Origin of the sequence: Hymenobacter sp. BT491 (genome assembly GCF_014349165.1) — a bacterium.
Taxonomy (GTDB): domain Bacteria; phylum Bacteroidota; class Bacteroidia; order Cytophagales; family Hymenobacteraceae; genus Hymenobacter; species Hymenobacter jejuensis.
On sequence record NZ_JACSJJ010000002.1, the window covers coordinates 270,165 to 286,358 of the forward strand.

Sequence of the window (16,194 nt, forward strand, 5' to 3'; positions counted from 1 at the left end):
CAGCGACCACCAAATGTTCCGCTGCTCACCAGATCGCCTCTTCATTATGGAAATACAGACTCAGCAGCTCGAGCAGGAATTTGACCAAGCCGTTTTTCAGAACTCCTTTGTGGAAGAATTGCGCGGCGAAGCTTCCGGCAACAAAAGTCCGCGCCAGGTGCCCGGCTACACCTATTCGCGCGTCGAGCCCACGCCGGTGCAGGACCCGCATTTGCTCGCCTGGTCCGATGATTTGGCGGCTTTTCTGGGGGTTGCAAAGCCAGCGGAGCGCGGCCCCGCCGTGGCGGCTTTGGCCGGTAACTTGGTCACGCAGAGCATGAAGCCGTTTGCGGCTCGTTACGGCGGGCACCAGTTCGGCAACTGGGCCGGGCAGCTCGGCGATGGCCGCGCTATTTCCCTGGGCGAACTCACGGCTGTCGATGGTACCAATTGGGAAATCCAGCTAAAAGGCGCCGGCCCTACGCCGTACTCGCGGCGCGCCGACGGGCGGGCCGTGCTGCGCTCGTCATTGCGGGAGTTTTTGTGCAGCGAGGCCATGCACTACCTCGGCGTGCCCACTACACGGGCCCTGAGCTTGGTGGGCACGGGCGATACGGTGGTGCGCGACATGTTTTACAACGGCAACCCGCAGGATGAGCCCGGCGCCATCGTGGCGCGGGTCGCGCCTACGTTCATCCGGTTTGGCAACTTCCAGATCATGGTGGCTACCGGCGAACTCGACAACCTGCGCGCCTTAGCCGATTACGTTATTCGCCACCATTACCCCGAATTGGGCGAGCCCTCGCCGGAAGTATATCTGAAGTGGTTTGACGAAATCTGTCGGCGGACGGCGGTTATGATAGCGCATTGGCAGTCAGTGGGTTTCGTGCACGGCGTCATGAACACCGACAACATGTCCATCCTGGGTCTTACCATCGACTACGGCCCTTATGGCTGGCTGGAGCCCTACGACCCCGACTGGACGCCCAATACCACCGATTTTGGCTACCGGCGCTATGCTTTCGGCCAGCAACCAAACGTTGCCCTCTGGAACCTAGCGCAACTCGGCCGGGCCCTGACGCCGTTGGTAGAAAATCCCAAAGAGCTCAACGCGGGCCTGGAGGTATACGCCGAAACATTGGCCAAAACCCAGCACGCGATGATGCTGAAAAAGCTGGGCCTTACTTCGGCAACCGCACAGGATGCTGATCAGAGCCTGCTCGAAGCCTTGCCCCAAGCCCTGACCGACGCCGAAATGGACATGACGCTGTTTTTCCGCAACCTCTCGCACACGGCGCCGGCCTTGCTCACCCGCCCGGAAAACGAGGAGGCGTTGCTGCGGGATTTGGTCGAAGCCAACTCCTACGCGCCGCCACAAAGCCAAGGGCATGGCGCCTTGTTGCAATGGCTTGCGCGGTATGCGCAGCGGCTCCGCCAAGAAACGGCAGGCCCTGAAGCCATTCGCGAGAGCATGCTCAGCGCCAACCCCAAGTATGTGCTGCGTAACTACTTGGCCCAGAAAGCGATCGATGCTGCTGCAACCGGCGATCTGTCGTACCTGAATACGCTGATGCAGGTGCTCAAAACCCCATTTGCCGAACAGCCTGAGCATGAAGAACTTGCAGCGAAACGGCCCGAATGGGCACGGCACAAGCCCGGCTGCGCAACGTTGTCGTGCAGCTCGTAAAGTCTAGTTGGGGCATAGCGGCTTTTTCCTGCCTTCTATCCTAAAACGTTCGGGCTAAAAACACCTGTCATGCAGAGCGCAGCGAAGCATCTCTACTGAGTAGTAACTCAACGAAACGGGAGAGATGCTTCGCTGCGCTCTGCATGACAAATGATTAAAGAGTGGTTGTAGCAACGGGACACAGTAAGTGGCGTTGGATCAATGCACTGGGGCCGCGAGCTGCCCAGCAGGCACTTCTACCTGCTCCACAATTTGTCGGCGGCCGATTAGCAGCAGGAGCAGGGCCAGCAGCGAGGTAGCGGCCATAATAGTGACCATGGGCACGGCCGTGTGGTTGCTAAACACGCTGACGCCCATCGAAGCCAAGGAGCCCATTCCCATCTGGATGGCGCCCATCAGGGCCGAAGCGCTGCCCGCGTTCTTGGAAAACGGCGCCAACGACAGCGCAGCCGTATTGGGGTTACTAAACCCAAGGCAGCACAGGAAAATAAAAAGCAGCGCAATCGTGCCGCCCAGTCCAATCATGCCCAAGGAAGTCAGGGCCAGGAAAACCAGACTGGTGATGACCTGGCAAATCAGGGCGGCAAAGATGAGTTGCTGACTTTGGTATTTGCGCAGCAGCACGCTGTTTACCTGACTAGAACCAATCAGGCCGATCGACAAAAAGGCGAAAATCCAGCCGTACACCTTGGCATCTACCCCAAAGATATCCATGAATACCAGGGGCGAATCGGCCACGTAGGCGAACAGACCGCTAAACGCCACCGCGCCCGCAAAAGTGTAGGTGTAAAACTGCGGCTCGCGCAATACGGCCCAAAAATTGGTCAGAATGGGACCTGGTTTCAAGGACAGCGACGTATCCGGCGTGTAGCTTTCAGGTAGCCACAACCGGCTGGCAATCAGCATCATGGCGCCCATGACGCCGAGCGTAATAAACACGCCCTGCCACCCAAAAGCGGCCGTAACGTAGCTGCCCACGGTGGGCGCGATCATCGGGGAGAGGCCCACTACCAGCATCAGGAGCGCAAATACTTTTGCGCTGTCCTTCACCGGGAACAGGTCGCGCACCATTGCCACCGACGCCACGCCCGCGGCGCAGCTCCCGATGGCCTGCACAAACCGCAATACAATCAGTCCGTCGATCGTACGGATAGTCGCGCAGCCTACCGAAGCGGCGATGTACAGCCCCAGCCCCAGATACAGCGGCGTTTTGCGGCCAAAGCGGTCGAGCAGCGGCCCGTACAAAAGCTGCCCCGCCGAAATGCCGATAAAAAAGCTCGACAAGGACAGGGCCACGCGCGCTGCCGTCGTGTTCAGGTCCTGCGCAATGGCCGGAAACCCCGGCAAGTACATGTCGATGGAGAAAGGACCAAGGGCTGTAAGGCTGCCCAAAATCAGGATGAGGAAAAAGTACTTTTGCTTGGACATGAACGACGTAACAGCAATATTGCTGTTTGTTAATTATTTGATAATGACATATTTAACTAGAATGCTATAGGGCACCCCATTTGGCGTATACGTGCTGCTCCAAGTAGTATTGGATTACGGAAAGCCAAAATGAAGTCGGGAATTTAGAAGCAGACGGAGGCAGCTCAGATCGAAGCCCTCATGACAAAGCTGGCCGAAAAACAGTGCAAATTACCTCCTAAAACAATCCCAGAACGTCCAACTCCCTTCCTCAACTGAGGAGGGGACGCGGCGACAAAGCTGCCGCTGGGGTAGTGGAATCGTTGCTGAGGTTGTTGAGCGAGAACAGTAACAACCGGTTTGCGGCATGACCGCCTACGTAAACAACGACCTCAACCACCCCGCTTCCGCTTGCGGAAGCATCCCCTCCTCATCTGGGGAGGGGAGTTGGACGTTCTGGTGTTGTAAGAGGTTGGGGTCGCGGTGAATCTTCCGGCAATGTTTGTTATTTGCGCGCCTTACTCCTGATTTTTTTCCGTGTTGTATGCAGGTTGATTCTCTATCGCTTCGCACCGTTGAAGTGACGCGCTACGTCACGCCGCTGCGCGAAGGCGGTTCGCTGCCGGCCCTCGCCGAAGCCGACGACGGCTTTTTGTACGTGCTCAAGTTTCGGGGTGCCGGGCAGGGCATCAAGGCACTTATTGCCGAGCTGATCGTGGGCGAATTGGCGCGCACGATGGGCTTGCGGGTGCCGGAACTGGTGTTCTGCGAGCTCGACGAAGCCTTTGGCCGCACCGAGCCCGACGAGGAAATTCAGGATTTGCTGCGCGCCAGCACCGGGCTTAATCTGGGCCTGCATTACCTCTCCGGCGCCAGCACCTTCGATGCGCTGGTAAATACCGTCGACGCGCACCTTGCCTCCCAGGTGGTGTGGCTCGATTGCCTGACCCTGAACGTGGACCGCACCGCCCGCAACACCAACCTGCTCATGTGGCATAAAGAGCTCTGGCTTATCGACCACGGCGCGGCCCTCTACGTGCACCACGCCGGGCCGGGCTGGGCGCAGCCGGAAAAGCAGCGCTCGTTTGGCCAAGTGAAAGACCATGTGCTGCTGCCCCAAGCCAGTGAGCTAGAGGCCGTTGATGCCGAAAGCCGGGCGTTGCTTACGCCGGAGCGCATCCGGGCCATTGTGGCGCTGGTGCCCGACGAGTGGCTGACGGAAGCTTTCGCCACGGATTCGGCGCACGAGCAGCGCGAGGCCTACCGCCAGTTTCTGGAAAGCCGCCTCGCCACATCTAACACCTTTGTTCAGGAAGCGCAGAATGCCCGGAAAGCACTTATTTGAGTACGCCGTGCTGCGCGTGGTGCCCCGCGTGGAGCGCGAAGAATTTATCAACGTCGGCGTCATCTTGTACTGCCGGTCGCTGGGCTTTTTACAAACCCGCTATGTGTTGCCCGAAGCCCGGTTGCGCGCCTTCGCCGGCGAAGAGCTAGACCTGCAAGAGATAGCTGAGCGCCTGCGTTCCTTCGAGCGAATTTGCCGGGGCAGGGCAGAGGGCGGAGTAATTGGACAACTGTCTATTGCTGAGCGATTTAGGTGGCTGACTGCCACGCGAAGCACCGTGGTGCAAACCTCGTGCGTGCACCCCGGCCTTTGCGAAGACGCTGCCGCCACATTAGAGCGATTGTTTGCCCAGCTCGTGCAGTGAGAAAGCTCAACGTGTTGATAGATTGCGAGATAAATCAGCAACAATCGGCTCCGGACTACTCGTATGAAGAGAAAATCTTCATAGAGCTCGAAGCTGTGCGTTATGAACCTCCCAGGATTAAAACCCCGGCCCAAGAAATTTGACACGCCACCCGATAACTACGCCCGATGGGGCTGGTACATCATGGGGGCAATGGCCGTAATCTGGATTTTATACAACTTGCTGCAAGGAAAGTAAATATCTCTATCAGAGTAGGTTACAACCATTTTGGCAAGTGCCTCCGGTCGAAGAAAAGCAGGCGTATGAGCGCGTGGGCTACCTTTGCGCCATGCACACGCTTGACCAACTGCGCGCCGGAGAATTGGCCGGCGTCACCCGCCTCGATCTGTCTTGTGGCCTGACCGAGTTTCCCATCGAGATTTTCGACCTGGCCGATTCGCTGGAGATTCTCAATCTCACGGGCAATGCGCTGGCGGCGCTACCCGCCGATTTGGGGCGGTTGCACAAGCTGCGCATCCTGTTTTGCTCTAATAACGAGTTCACGACGTTGCCCGAAGTGCTGGGCCAATGCCCCGAGCTGAGCATGATTGGCTTCAAAGCCAACCGCATCCGGACGCTGCCCGCCGCGGCCCTGCCGCCAAAGCTTCGCTGGTTGATTCTGACTGATAATCAGATAGATGAGCTTCCCGCTGAGATCGGCAACTGCGCGTACTTACAGAAGCTTCTGCTGGCTGGCAACCAGCTAAGCCACCTGCCCGAATCGATGACTGCGTGTACGCGGCTGGAGTTGCTGCGCATTGCGGCCAACTGCTTCACGGCCTTGCCCGAATGGCTGTTTTCGTTGCCGCGGCTCTCGTGGCTGGCCTACGCTGGCAACCCGTTCTGCGACCGCATCGAAGCGGCCGCCGTGGCCCAGTACCCCATCGATGTTATTCATTGGCAGCAACTTGCCGTGCAGCAACAGCTTGGCGAAGGCGCGTCCGGGGTTATTTATCAGGCGCGCTGGCAGCCGCAGGGCGCGGCGGCTCAGGAAGTGGCCGTCAAGCTGTTTAAGGGCGCAGTAACCAGCGATGGCTTGCCGCACAGCGAAATGTCGGCGTGCATCAGTGCGGGCACGCATCCCAATTTGATTGCCGTAGAGGGCAAAATTGGCCATCACCCTGCTGGGGCTGAAGGCTTGGTGCTGGAGCTGATTGACCCGGCCTTTGGCAACTTGGCTGGTCCGCCCAGCTTCGCCTCGTGTACCCGCGACGAGTATGCCGCGGGCACCGCGTTTGGCCTCGAAGCGGCGTTGCGGATCGCGCAGGGCATAGCGGCGGCGGCCCAGCACCTACACGCCCGCGGCATCCTGCACGGCGATTTGTACGCCCACAACATCTTGACTACCAATGCCGGCGAGGCTTTGTTGGGTGACTTTGGAGCCGCCTGCTTTTTCGAACCGGATCAGCCAGCCGTGGCGCATGCCTTGCAGCGCTTGGAAGTCAGGGCTTTTGCCTGCTTGCTGGAAGAATTGTTGGAACGCTGCGACGCCCCGGCCACGTCAGAAGCAGTGCAGGCGCTCAACGAGATCCAGCGTCGGTGTGCCCATCCCGACCCGACGGCGCGACCACTGTTCTCAGAGATCCAGGAAGTCCTGACGGCTTTGCGCGGGGCTAACTAGCACTGGTACTGGCAATTGGAAGCAAATGGAAACCACTCATTTGGAGAGGGCTTATTAAGGTTTGTAAAATATTTGAGTAAAATATTGATAATCAGCAATTTATATAAATAAGATAGATCTGTCAAAATCGCCTTTCTATACCCCGGTGCTGCTGCCCGAAAATATTTTTTGAGCCGGCTGTAACCTTCGCCAAATCGGGCGGTATCCACGTCGAATTCAGCTGCTGAGGCTCGCTTTTTAGGCTTCAGCTTACCCAGGCAATCTTTTCCTGGCGTCCGCTACTCATCTTCCCTTCCACCGTTTTTGCCCTTGCTAACCGCTGGTGGCGGCTGGCGATGCCATGGCCTGATCCAGGACATATCCGCTCTGTGCCTTCAAATCTTTTTCTGCTATGTCGCTTACTTGTACGCTGCGTTGTTTCTTTCTGCTTCTGATGTGGGGAGTGGGAACCGGGCTAACTTCCGCCCAGACGCCTGCCGCTTCAACTTCAGCCACGCCGGGGCCCAAACGCCAGCTTCAGGCCGTGCGCATCACGGAAGCGATTAAGCTCGACGGCGTGCTCGACGAAGCCGTGTGGCAGCAGGCACCCATCGCCTCCGATTTCATTCAGCAGCGGCCCAACCCCGGCGTGCCCGAAAAGCACAAAACCGAAGTGCGCGTGCTCTACGACGACGCGGCGCTGTACGTAGGGGCCATTATGCACGACTCGTCGCCGGACTCGATTTTGCACGAGATCACGCAGCGCGACAACTTCGGCAACACCGACCTTTTCTCCGTGTTTCTGGATACGTACCACGACCAGCTCAACGGCTACAATTTTACGGTTACTACGTCGGGCGTGCAGCTCGACGGGCGCTATTCGCCAGCCGGTGGCGAGGACTTTAACTGGAACGCTGTGTGGGACGCCCGCACTTCCATCCGGGGCACCGACTGGATTGCTGAAATGCGCATTCCGTACTCGGCTATCCGTTTCAGCAATGCACCGGAGCAGCTGTGGGGCCTCAACTTTGCTCGCCAGCGCAAGCGCGACAACGCGCAGTTTTTCTGGAACGAAGTGAAGCCCGCCGTGGATGGTTTCGTGAACCAGTGGGGTGATTTGCGCGGTGTGCGCGACATCAAACCGCCGCTGCGCCTCTCGCTGACGCCCTACGTGTCGGCTTATGTCAACCACAATCCGCTCAACGCCGAGGGCACGCGCCGCACCACAACTTCCTTCAACGGGGGCGCCGACCTCAAGTGGGGCATCAACGAAAGCTTCACCCTGGACGCCACGCTGGTGCCCGATTTTGGGCAGGTGCAAAGCGACAACCAAGTGCTGAACCTGTCGCCGTTTGAGGTGCAATTCACCGAAAACCGGCAGTTTTTTACCGAAGGCACCGAGCTGTTCAACAAGGGCAATCTTTTCTATTCGCGCAGGGTAGGCGCGACGCCGGTGGGCTTCTACAACGTGGCGGTGGGCGACAAGGAAAAAATCCTGCGCAACCCAGCCGAAACCCGACTGCTGAACGCTACCAAAATATCGGGCCGCACGAAAAATGGGCTGGGCGTCGGGCTGTTCAATGCCGTGTCGAACGAGATGTACGCCACCGTGCGCAACGAGGAAACCGGCAAGGAGCGCCGGGTCATGACCCAGCCACTGAGCAATTACAACATCTTCGTGCTCGACCAGTCGCTGAAAAACAACTCGTATGTGAGTTTGATCAATACCAACGTCACGCGCGCCGGCAACACTTACGACGCCAATGTGACCGGCGGGCTGTTTCGGTTTGCTAACAAGAAAAACTCCTACGCCGTTGATGGGCAGCTGGTGTACTCGCGGCGGCGCGGTCAAACCTTCGGGGAAGCTACCCCAATCGACGACCGCGATGGCTACAAATACAAAGTAGGAGTGAGCAAAATCAGCGGCGCTTTCACCTGGAGCCTGAGCCAGGGCATCGAGTCGGCTTCCTACAACCCCAACGACTTGGGCATTCTGTTTGGCAACAACAACATCACCCAGATTCTGGACGTCGCCTACCGCATCTACAAGCCCTTCTGGAAGGTCAATAACTTCTCCGTTTTCAGCGAGATCAACCACTCCCTGCTCTACAAGCCCACGCTTTACCAAAGCAGTTACCTGTACCTCGGCGCCAATACGACTTTCACCAAAAGCTTTTTGCAGATCGGCTTCGACTTCGATACCGACCCCGCCAGCCACGACTTTTACGAGCCGCGCACCTTCCCGCTGGGCAAGTACTACGTGCGCCTGCCCGCCAACACCGGCTTCGTGCTGTTTGCCAACTCCGACACGCGCAAAAAGCTGTCGTATGGCGTCAACGTGGGCAACCGCACCTTCGCCCTCGACGACCGGCTCGGGCGCCCCCGCCGTATCAAGTACCTCGCCGGCTTCTACCCGCGCTACCGCGTCAACGACCACCTCACGTTTCGTTACAGCCTCGACTGGAGCATCGTGCACAACCAGATCGGCTTCGTAAACGGCGGCCTTAGCACCGATGAGCCACTCGATCAGCCGTTTATGAACCAGATTCTGCTGGGCCGACGCGACGTGGCCACGGTGTCGAACGTGGTGTCGGTGGCCTACACCTTCAACAACCGCATGTCGTTTACGCTGCGCACGCGCCACTACACCAGCAACGTGCGCTACGAAGATTTCTCCACACTCGCGCCCGGTGGCCAAGAGACGCTCGTCGACTACCGCCGCAACCGCGACAACACCTACAACGCCTTCAACGTGGACGCCGTGTACGCGTGGTGGTTTGCGCCGGGCTCGCAGGTCAACATCGTCTGGAAAAACGCTGGCTCCTCCTTCCTGCTCGCCGACGAGGCCACGCCGCAGTACTTCGACAACTTCAACCGCACGATCAACACGCCACACAATAACTCCTTGTCAATCAAGGTGTTGTATTATCTGGATTATCTGACGTTTAAACGGCAGAAGTAGCACTTGACTTGCGGTTGGCTGCCATTACAAATGCGCCTTGTGGCTTTGCCCCGGTCAGGCGGAAGCAAAAGAAGCCCCAGTTGCTAACGCGGCTAGGGCTTCTTGATGATGTCGTAACGTGTGAGTGCGGTGCCACTTGTGCGGCAGTGGGGGCAGCCTTCACCTCAGTGCTGGGCACAGGCTACTAACGTGAACCAATTATAAAGCAGCTTCTGTACAAATATTACTTACTATTGATTTGTTTTTTCGAAACTTATTTTTTAATCATTATTAATTTAAATCCTGTAACTGGGAATGCATGCGCTTTGACTTCTTAATTATTACATTTAGATTTTATAATGGTATCGGTAATGATATTAAAGATTTTATTGTCTCTTTTGTAATAATATCCTAGCACTTTTACGTAAGAACTATCGCATCTGCCCGTAACTGTTACTGAAAATGAAGCAGTATCTCCATCAGAAAGCGCTTCATTGCCATAGGTAAAGTGATTGCCACTCTTGTCTCCAATAATATTGCTGAATTTTGCATTTGAGGCAAGTTGTTCCTCAACGCCAAGCATGAATCGAGGGGCTGTTAAATAAAAATCCCATAAAGCATAAGCAGAACCTGTGATTAATATACTAAGAGTAAAATACGCTATGCCATTGCGAATTTTATCAATAATTTGAAATAATCTTTTCATAATTTAAATAAATATTGATTTGTGCGGCCTGCTCAATAGCCTACCTACTGATTAAGCAGGCGCTGAAAGGCCTCCAAAAACAAGCCCACGTGGTAGCCATCTGCCAGCCCGTGGTGCACATTCACGGAGACTGGCATGCGCATAAAAGCGCCATCTTGGTACGACTGGCCTACCGAAATCTTGGGGCAGCTGTCGGGGTGTTGGAAGCTGCGGGCATGCGTCAGGCCCGTGAACCGGACCCACGGAATGGCTGAGAAATGGATCACGTCGGGGCGGCTGGTAGAGTCGCTTAGGCGCAGGCCGGAGCTTTGCTGCACGGCTTCTATTTCCGCGTTGGCGCCCGCTAGGAAGCTATCGAGTGTGTCTTGCTGCTCTATAAACGAAAAGCTAAACGTGCGATCGGGCCGGCCAATGGTCGCGGAGGCGTGAATGCGGTCGTAGCGGTACACCTGTCCGTCTTCGATGCGGCAGCGAAACTCTTCGATTTCGTTGGCCGCTTGCAGGGCTTGGTAGAGATAGTACAGAAAAAATGTGAGGCCCAGCCGCTTCGATTTTGCATAGGCTTTGGTGCAATCTACCTCGGCTACCAGGCCAAAAAACGGCTCGTCAAACGCCGAAAAGAAGGCGAAGTGCTCGCGGCGGGGCCACGTGCTCAGGTCAATCAGGTGTTTCATGGGGGCGCAAGTTCGGTAACTTTGCTGGCTCTGCGCCACCCGCGCCCGGGCCGTTTCTGCGCCGAGGGTAGCGCCGCCCGTGCCCGATTTGCTGCTACCCAACCATGACGACGCCCCAACTCATTGCCTTCGACGCCGACGATACCCTGTGGCCCAACCAGCCCCACTTCGACTACGCCGAAGAACAGCTTTACGCCTTGCTCACCCACTACGCCGACGCCGATACCTTGGGCCGCCGCTTCTACGAGGTGTGGCGCCAAAATATGCACCTGTTCGGATACGGAGCCAAGTCCTTCATGCTCAGTATGATAGAAACAGTCATTCAGCTTACCAACGGCCGCGTGACCGGCAATGAAATCCAGCAAATACTCGATTACGGCAAGCGCCTGCTCGATTTCCCAATCGAACTGCTGCCCCACGTGGAAGAAGTGCTGGCCGAACTGAAACAACGCGGCGTGCCGCTCATGCTCCTGACCAAAGGCGACCTTTTCGACCAGGAAAGCAAGCTGGCCCGCTCTGGCCTCGGCGATTACTTTGACCACGTGGAAATTGTAAGCGAAAAAAACGAGGCTACATACCGCCGCCTCCTGATGCGCTACCAAGTGCGCCCCGAAGACTTCGTGATGATCGGCAACTCGCTGAAATCCGACGTGCTGCCCGTGGCCAAGCTGGGCGCGCGGGCCGTGCACGTGCCGTACCACGCCACCTGGATTCACGAAGAAGTGCCTGCCGATCAATTAGTTGGCATTACGTTCCACCGGGCCGACTCCCTGAAAGAGGCGTTGGCTTATCTGCCTTAACGCTGCTCGACCGTGACTGCGGCTTAGGGTTGAGAGCAATGTTGTGCTTGACCCTGGCTGCTCGGGCACCTTTCCGGTACGGGCCTGCGTATCAGGAATATACATTAAGGCCTTGCCGATGAACGAAGCCCCCAAAGTAGACCTCCCATTTTATGTCAAGGCGCCGTTGGTGCTGCTGGGTTTGGCTTTACTCGTCTTTACGCTGCACATCGCCGGCGAAATTCTGTTTCCGATCTTCTTTGCGGCCATTTTTGCGATTCTGCTGCTGCCAATTGAGCAATGGCTGCGCCGCCACCGGGTGCCGGAACTGCTGGCCATCGGCCTGACGGTGCTGGTTGGCGTAGTGGCGCTGGCTGGGCTGCTGTACTTTATTTACCTGCAAGCCGCGCAGCTGGCCTCGCAATTGCCGCTCTTCAAAGTCAAGCTGTTACAGGCGCAGCAAGAGCTGGTCCGCTGGCTCGATGCCCATTTCGGCATCACCAACGAGCGCCTGCTGGGGTGGCTGCGCGAAGGCACCAGCCGGGGCACCGCGCTGCTGGGCCAAACGCTCACGACCGTATCGGGGCTGTTGGTGGTGGCTACGCTGGTGCCGGTGTACGTGTTTCTGCTGCTGCTCTACCGCGAGCGGCTGGTTACCTTCCTCATTCAAGTGTTTTCGGGTCGCCGCCACGACACGGGCGTGGAAGAAGTGCTACACGAAAGCAAAAGCACCATCCAGAGCTACATGGTCGGCTTGCTGATTGAAGGGGGCATTGTGGCCGTGCTCAACGTGGTTGGGCTGTTGCTACTGGGCATTCCGTATGCCCTGTTGCTGGGTGTGCTGGGCGCTTTGCTCAATTTCATTCCCTACATCGGCGGCCTGATTGCCATTCTGCTGCCGGTGCTCATGGCCTTCGTGGCAAAAGACAGCTACGGCTACGCCATTGGCGTGGTGGTTGTATATATGGTTATACAATTCATTGATAATCATATACTTATACCGCGCATTGTGGCCGGTAAAGTGCAAGTAAATGCCTTGGCGGCCATCGTGGGAGTGCTGGTCGGGAATGCCATTGGCGGCGTGCCGGGCATGTTTTTGGCGCTGCCCGGCATTGCCATCCTGAAGATTGTCTTCGACCGCATCGAGCCGATGAAACCGTGGGCCACGCTGCTCGGCGACGAAGAGCGCCCGCGTCCCGGCAAGTCGGCGCGGAGCCGGTAGTTACTTCGCTTTGTCTTTGTACGTGCGCTTCAGCCAGGCTTCGGGCACGGGCACAATGCAGATGTTCATCGAGCGGTTATCGGCCGAGAGCATCGCCGACTGAATCTGGATGCGGGTGCCATCGGGGCTGAAGGTGGGATGCGGATGGTCGGCGGCGGTTTCTTTGTGGCCAGTGGTCAGCAGGATCATTTCCCGCGTGTGCCGGTCGATGAGGTAGAGGCTGCGCGAAAAGTCGTCGCCCACGGCCCAACGGCCATCGGCTGAGCCGCTTACGTGCCACAAGCCACTGCCGCTGGGCGTCTGGCCTGCGATGGTCATTTCCCGCGTTCTTAGGTTTACAATGCCCAGGCCCGTTGGTTTTTCGCGGGTACCGGCCTCGCCCCAGCCCGCTTCCTGACCCGGATTGCGCGGGTCGCTGGGCTGCGTGCTGGCAGTGGCCGCTTCTTTGTTGAAGTTGATTTTGCGGTGCCCCATGATGGCAAACGCCACCTCATCGCGCGTGATCACGGCTTCGTGCGTCACCCACTCGTAGTCGGCCTCGGGGTAGAGGGGGCGCAGGCCCGAGCCGTCGGCCAGCACCGTCCAGGTGCGTTGGGGTGACTTGCCGCCGGTTTCCCAGCAAAACACGATTTCGCCCGGCACCCAGGGGTTGGTCTGCACGTGGCCAATCTGAAACGGCACCGATACCACGTGCTTAAACTCCCCGGTTTTGAGGTTCATGCTGGCCAGCCCGGCCGGTCCGGCGCCCATGTTGCGCGGCCCGAAGTTGCCCTCAACTTTAGTGTTCGCAGCTAAGTGCTTGGCTGCTTCGGCTTTACCTACACGGAAATACACTGCCTGTTCGTCGGCATCCAGCGCCATGTCGCCGCCAGCGCCCATTTCGGGCGGCGTGGTACCGCACACGCGCTGATATACCGAGGCCGGTTGCATCTTCCCGGCTTTGCTGTCGGCAAAAAGCTTGGCCAAATCCACCTCGATGATCTGCACGCTGGTTTCGGGGCTTGGGGTATCGTCTTTGGTGGGCGTGCGCATGAAATACAGCTTCATCGACTTGCGGGCAATGTTGAGCATGCCCGTGTAGCCGCCTTCCGTCACCTGCACCATCTCGCCGGTTTTCTCATTGACCGCCATGGCCTCGCCCGGCACCCGCCCGGAGCGGAAAATAAGCCACTGCCCATCCGAAGTCCATTGCATATGCGTCTGGTAGATCTTGGAATCGCCCTTGGGCGTGCTGGTCAGGAAGGTGAGCGGGGTGCCCGTCACGGGGTCTTTCACTACTTTGCGCTCCGAAGGAAACCGCTTGCCAATTTGGGCATGGGCCGGCGCGGCCAGCAGCAGGGTGGCGCTCAGGGCCGCAAACAGCAAATTCGGAGTCCTTTTCATGGCTAGATGCAACTATTTGGTTATCAATAGATTATGTGGATGCTTGGCCAATGCGCCCTCATCCGATAACCAAAGACGCCAGATCGCGCCGCCGTTCCGTCCTGCACCCTCCTGCTGGCCTGCCCGGCGCTTAAGTGCTCAGGCTATGTGAGTTGCGGCGTCGGCTATTCAAACCAGTGCACCACAAACGTAGTGCCTTCGCCCACGGTGCTGGTTACTTCCAGGTGCCCGTTGCGATTGTGCACAATGCGCTGCACCAAATACAGGCCCACGCCCGCGCCGGGCAAGTCGGGGTGCTGCCGCTCGAAGAGGTTGAACGCCAGTTCCGGCGTGTCATTCAGCTCCATGCCCATGCCGTTGTCCTGCACCCAAAGCTGGGGCTGCCCGCTGGCCGAAAGGGCGCTGCTTACTTTGATGTGCGGAGGCTGCTCGGGGTGCGCAAACTTGAGGGCGTTGCTGAGCAAATTATGAAGCACGCTGCGCAGGTTGGCGCGGCCATACGTGAGCGTAGGAGCCTGGCTAAAATCCAGATCGACAACAGCTTGGGCATCTTGCACTTGAGTGCGCAAGCCCAGTAGCACTTCCTCGGCCACGCTGCGCAAATCCAGCGACTCGACCGGCGCCGATAGCTCGCGTTGGTCCTGCACGGTAGCGGCCAGGTCGAAGAGCGTAACGTCGAGCTGGTGCAGCGAATCTTCCACCATTTGCAGCAGGCGTTCTTCGTCGGGGTCGTGGAAGGAAGCCGCGCGGCGCAGCTCCTCAAACAAGCCCCGAAGGTTGTGCAGCGGCTGTTTCAGGTCGTGGGAAGCGGTGTACACGAAGGTGTCCAGGTCGCGGTTGGTGCGGGCCAGCTCGTCGTACTGGGTTTGGAGCACTTCGCGCAGGCGGTGCTGGTCATCGACGTCGGTGCAGGCGCCAAACCAGCGCGGGCCGCGGCTGTCGGTGAGCTGCCGCGCCCGGATGATGTGCCAGCGGTACTGCCCGTCGTGGCGCCGCATCCGGTACAGGCCTTCGTATTCTTCGCCCGTGGCCACGCACTGCACCCAGCGGCGGGCGGCAGCGGACTGCTCGTCGGGGGCTAGCAGCGCCACCCAGCCCGTAGGTCCGAGTTCCTGCGTCGAGAGGCCCGTGTACTGGCCGGTGTGTTGGTTGTAGTAATCGATGAGGCCTTCCGCCGTGGCCGTCCAGATCAGCTGCGGAATGCTGTCGGCCAAGAAGCGCAGCTCGGCTTCGCCCCGGCGCAGGGCTTCGGCCAACTCCCGCTGGTCGTGCACCTCGGTCACGGCTCCGTGCCAGAACACGGGCTTGTCGGGGGCGTGCAGCTCGGGCAGGGCGCGGCTCAGGAGCCAGCGGTACTGCCCGTCGTGGCGCCGCAGGCGGTATTCGTAGCTCCAACCGATGCCGGCTTTCCGGGCTGCTTCCGACTGATACAGCACCCGCAGGCGGTCGTCGGGGTGAATCAGCAGCGGCCAGATGGCGTTCAGGTCGGTGGTAGGCGGCTGGCCCGTAAAGTAGTACCACTGCGGGCTGACGTACTCGTATTTGCCGGCGGCATCCACGGTAAACGTGATCTGCGGGGCCGTTTCGGTGAGCACGCGCAGGCGCGCATCGAGGCGGCGCGTTTCGAGGGCCAGCTCGTGGGCGCGTTGCCGGGCTTCTTCCTGCACCGTCACGTCCACGGCAAACAACAACAGCCCGTTCACGGCGCCCGCATCGTCACTGGTCGGTTCGAGGGCGATATCGAAGTAGCGGGGCGTAGGATGCTCGTCGCCGGGCTCCGTAATGGGCAACCCGTAGGCTTTGGCTACAAACGGACTGCCCGAGCGGTACACCTGCTGCATCACCTCCAGCAAATCGGCCGGGATGGCGCCCGGATTCTCCGATAGCGGCTGCCCAAGCGGCATTTCGCTCCCCAGCACCGTGTGCATGACTTCATTCACAAAGCCGTAGCGCAATTCCGGCCCGAGCAGCGTGGCAACGCCCGCCGGCATGTGCCGAAGAATTTTCTGTAGCTGTGGTTCGTGCATGACAAAAGGGTGGGGCAGAGCGGGGAAGTAGCAGGGCCGCA

At 58.5% G+C, this 16,194-nt stretch carries 13 protein-coding genes; 8 read left to right on the forward strand and 5 right to left on the reverse strand.

From position 1 onward, the window contains the following. Positions 1 to 46 precede the first annotated feature (46 nt). Positions 47 to 1,666, forward strand: a complete 1,620-nt coding sequence (locus H9I52_RS07020; RefSeq protein ID WP_187453281.1) for a protein adenylyltransferase SelO — start codon at positions 47 to 49, stop codon at positions 1,664 to 1,666. A gap of 198 nt (positions 1,667 to 1,864) precedes the next feature. On the opposite strand, the gene H9I52_RS07025 is transcribed toward H9I52_RS07020, so the two are convergent. Continuing rightward, complete coding sequence (locus H9I52_RS07025; RefSeq protein ID WP_187453282.1) at positions 1,865 to 3,094, reverse strand: multidrug effflux MFS transporter; 1,230 nt, start codon at positions 3,092 to 3,094, stop codon at positions 1,865 to 1,867. Positions 3,095 to 3,617: 523 nt separating this feature from the next. On the opposite strand from H9I52_RS07025, the gene H9I52_RS07030 reads away from it, so the two are divergent. The 5 genes from H9I52_RS07030 (at position 3,618) to H9I52_RS07045 (ending at position 9,383) form a co-directional block, all read left to right on the forward strand. Beyond that, positions 3,618 to 4,418 carry a HipA family kinase gene (locus tag H9I52_RS07030; RefSeq protein ID WP_139516636.1) on the forward strand — a complete coding sequence of 267 codons (801 nt, stop codon included), beginning with the start codon at positions 3,618 to 3,620 and terminating at the stop codon, positions 4,416 to 4,418. Beyond that, entirely contained in the window at positions 4,396 to 4,782 is a 387-nt protein-coding gene (locus H9I52_RS07035) for a DUF3037 domain-containing protein (RefSeq protein WP_187453283.1), read from the forward strand. The genes H9I52_RS07030 and H9I52_RS07035 overlap by 23 nt, the downstream gene beginning before the upstream one ends. Before the next feature lie 102 nt (positions 4,783 to 4,884). Then, a complete protein-coding gene (locus H9I52_RS22990) occupies positions 4,885 to 5,019 on the forward strand; it encodes a hypothetical protein (protein WP_262385981.1) in 135 nt (44 codons plus the stop codon). 37 nt (positions 5,020 to 5,056) lie between these two features. After that, a complete protein-coding gene (locus tag H9I52_RS07040; protein ID WP_316248007.1) occupies positions 5,057 to 6,442 on the forward strand; it encodes a leucine-rich repeat-containing protein kinase family protein in 1,386 nt (461 codons plus the stop codon). A 391-nt stretch (positions 6,443 to 6,833) separates the two neighbouring features. Further along, positions 6,834 to 9,383: a DUF5916 domain-containing protein gene (locus H9I52_RS07045; RefSeq protein WP_187453284.1), complete on the forward strand. Its 2,550-nt coding sequence runs from the start codon at positions 6,834 to 6,836 to the stop codon at positions 9,381 to 9,383. 313 nt (positions 9,384 to 9,696) lie between these two features. Here H9I52_RS07045 and H9I52_RS07050 read toward each other — a convergent pair whose 3' ends face one another. Both H9I52_RS07050 and H9I52_RS07055 read right to left on the reverse strand, forming a co-directional pair. Further along, a complete protein-coding gene (locus tag H9I52_RS07050; RefSeq protein ID WP_187453285.1) occupies positions 9,697 to 10,068 on the reverse strand; it encodes a hypothetical protein in 372 nt (123 codons plus the stop codon). Positions 10,069 to 10,112: 44 nt separating this feature from the next. After that, positions 10,113 to 10,742 (reverse strand): chloramphenicol acetyltransferase, encoded by a 630-nt coding sequence (locus H9I52_RS07055; protein ID WP_187453286.1) that lies wholly within the window; start codon positions 10,740 to 10,742, stop codon positions 10,113 to 10,115. A 104-nt stretch (positions 10,743 to 10,846) separates the two neighbouring features. Here H9I52_RS07055 and H9I52_RS07060 point away from each other — a divergent pair, with 104 nt between their 5' ends. Beyond that, positions 10,847 to 11,542 (forward strand): HAD family hydrolase, encoded by a 696-nt coding sequence (locus H9I52_RS07060; RefSeq protein ID WP_187453287.1) that lies wholly within the window; start codon positions 10,847 to 10,849, stop codon positions 11,540 to 11,542. 118 nt (positions 11,543 to 11,660) lie between these two features. Further along, the gene (locus tag H9I52_RS07065; protein ID WP_187453288.1) at positions 11,661 to 12,743 is read left to right on the forward strand and encodes an AI-2E family transporter; all 1,083 of its coding nucleotides are present in this window, start codon (positions 11,661 to 11,663) and stop codon (positions 12,741 to 12,743) included. Here H9I52_RS07065 and H9I52_RS07070 read toward each other — a convergent pair whose 3' ends face one another. After that, the gene (locus tag H9I52_RS07070) at positions 12,744 to 14,126 is read right to left on the reverse strand and encodes a hypothetical protein (RefSeq protein WP_187453289.1); all 1,383 of its coding nucleotides are present in this window, start codon (positions 14,124 to 14,126) and stop codon (positions 12,744 to 12,746) included. It lies immediately after the preceding gene. 164 nt (positions 14,127 to 14,290) lie between these two features. Continuing rightward, the gene (locus H9I52_RS07075) at positions 14,291 to 16,153 is read right to left on the reverse strand and encodes a PAS domain-containing sensor histidine kinase (protein ID WP_187453290.1); all 1,863 of its coding nucleotides are present in this window, start codon (positions 16,151 to 16,153) and stop codon (positions 14,291 to 14,293) included. Positions 16,154 to 16,194: the final 41 nt, after the last annotated feature.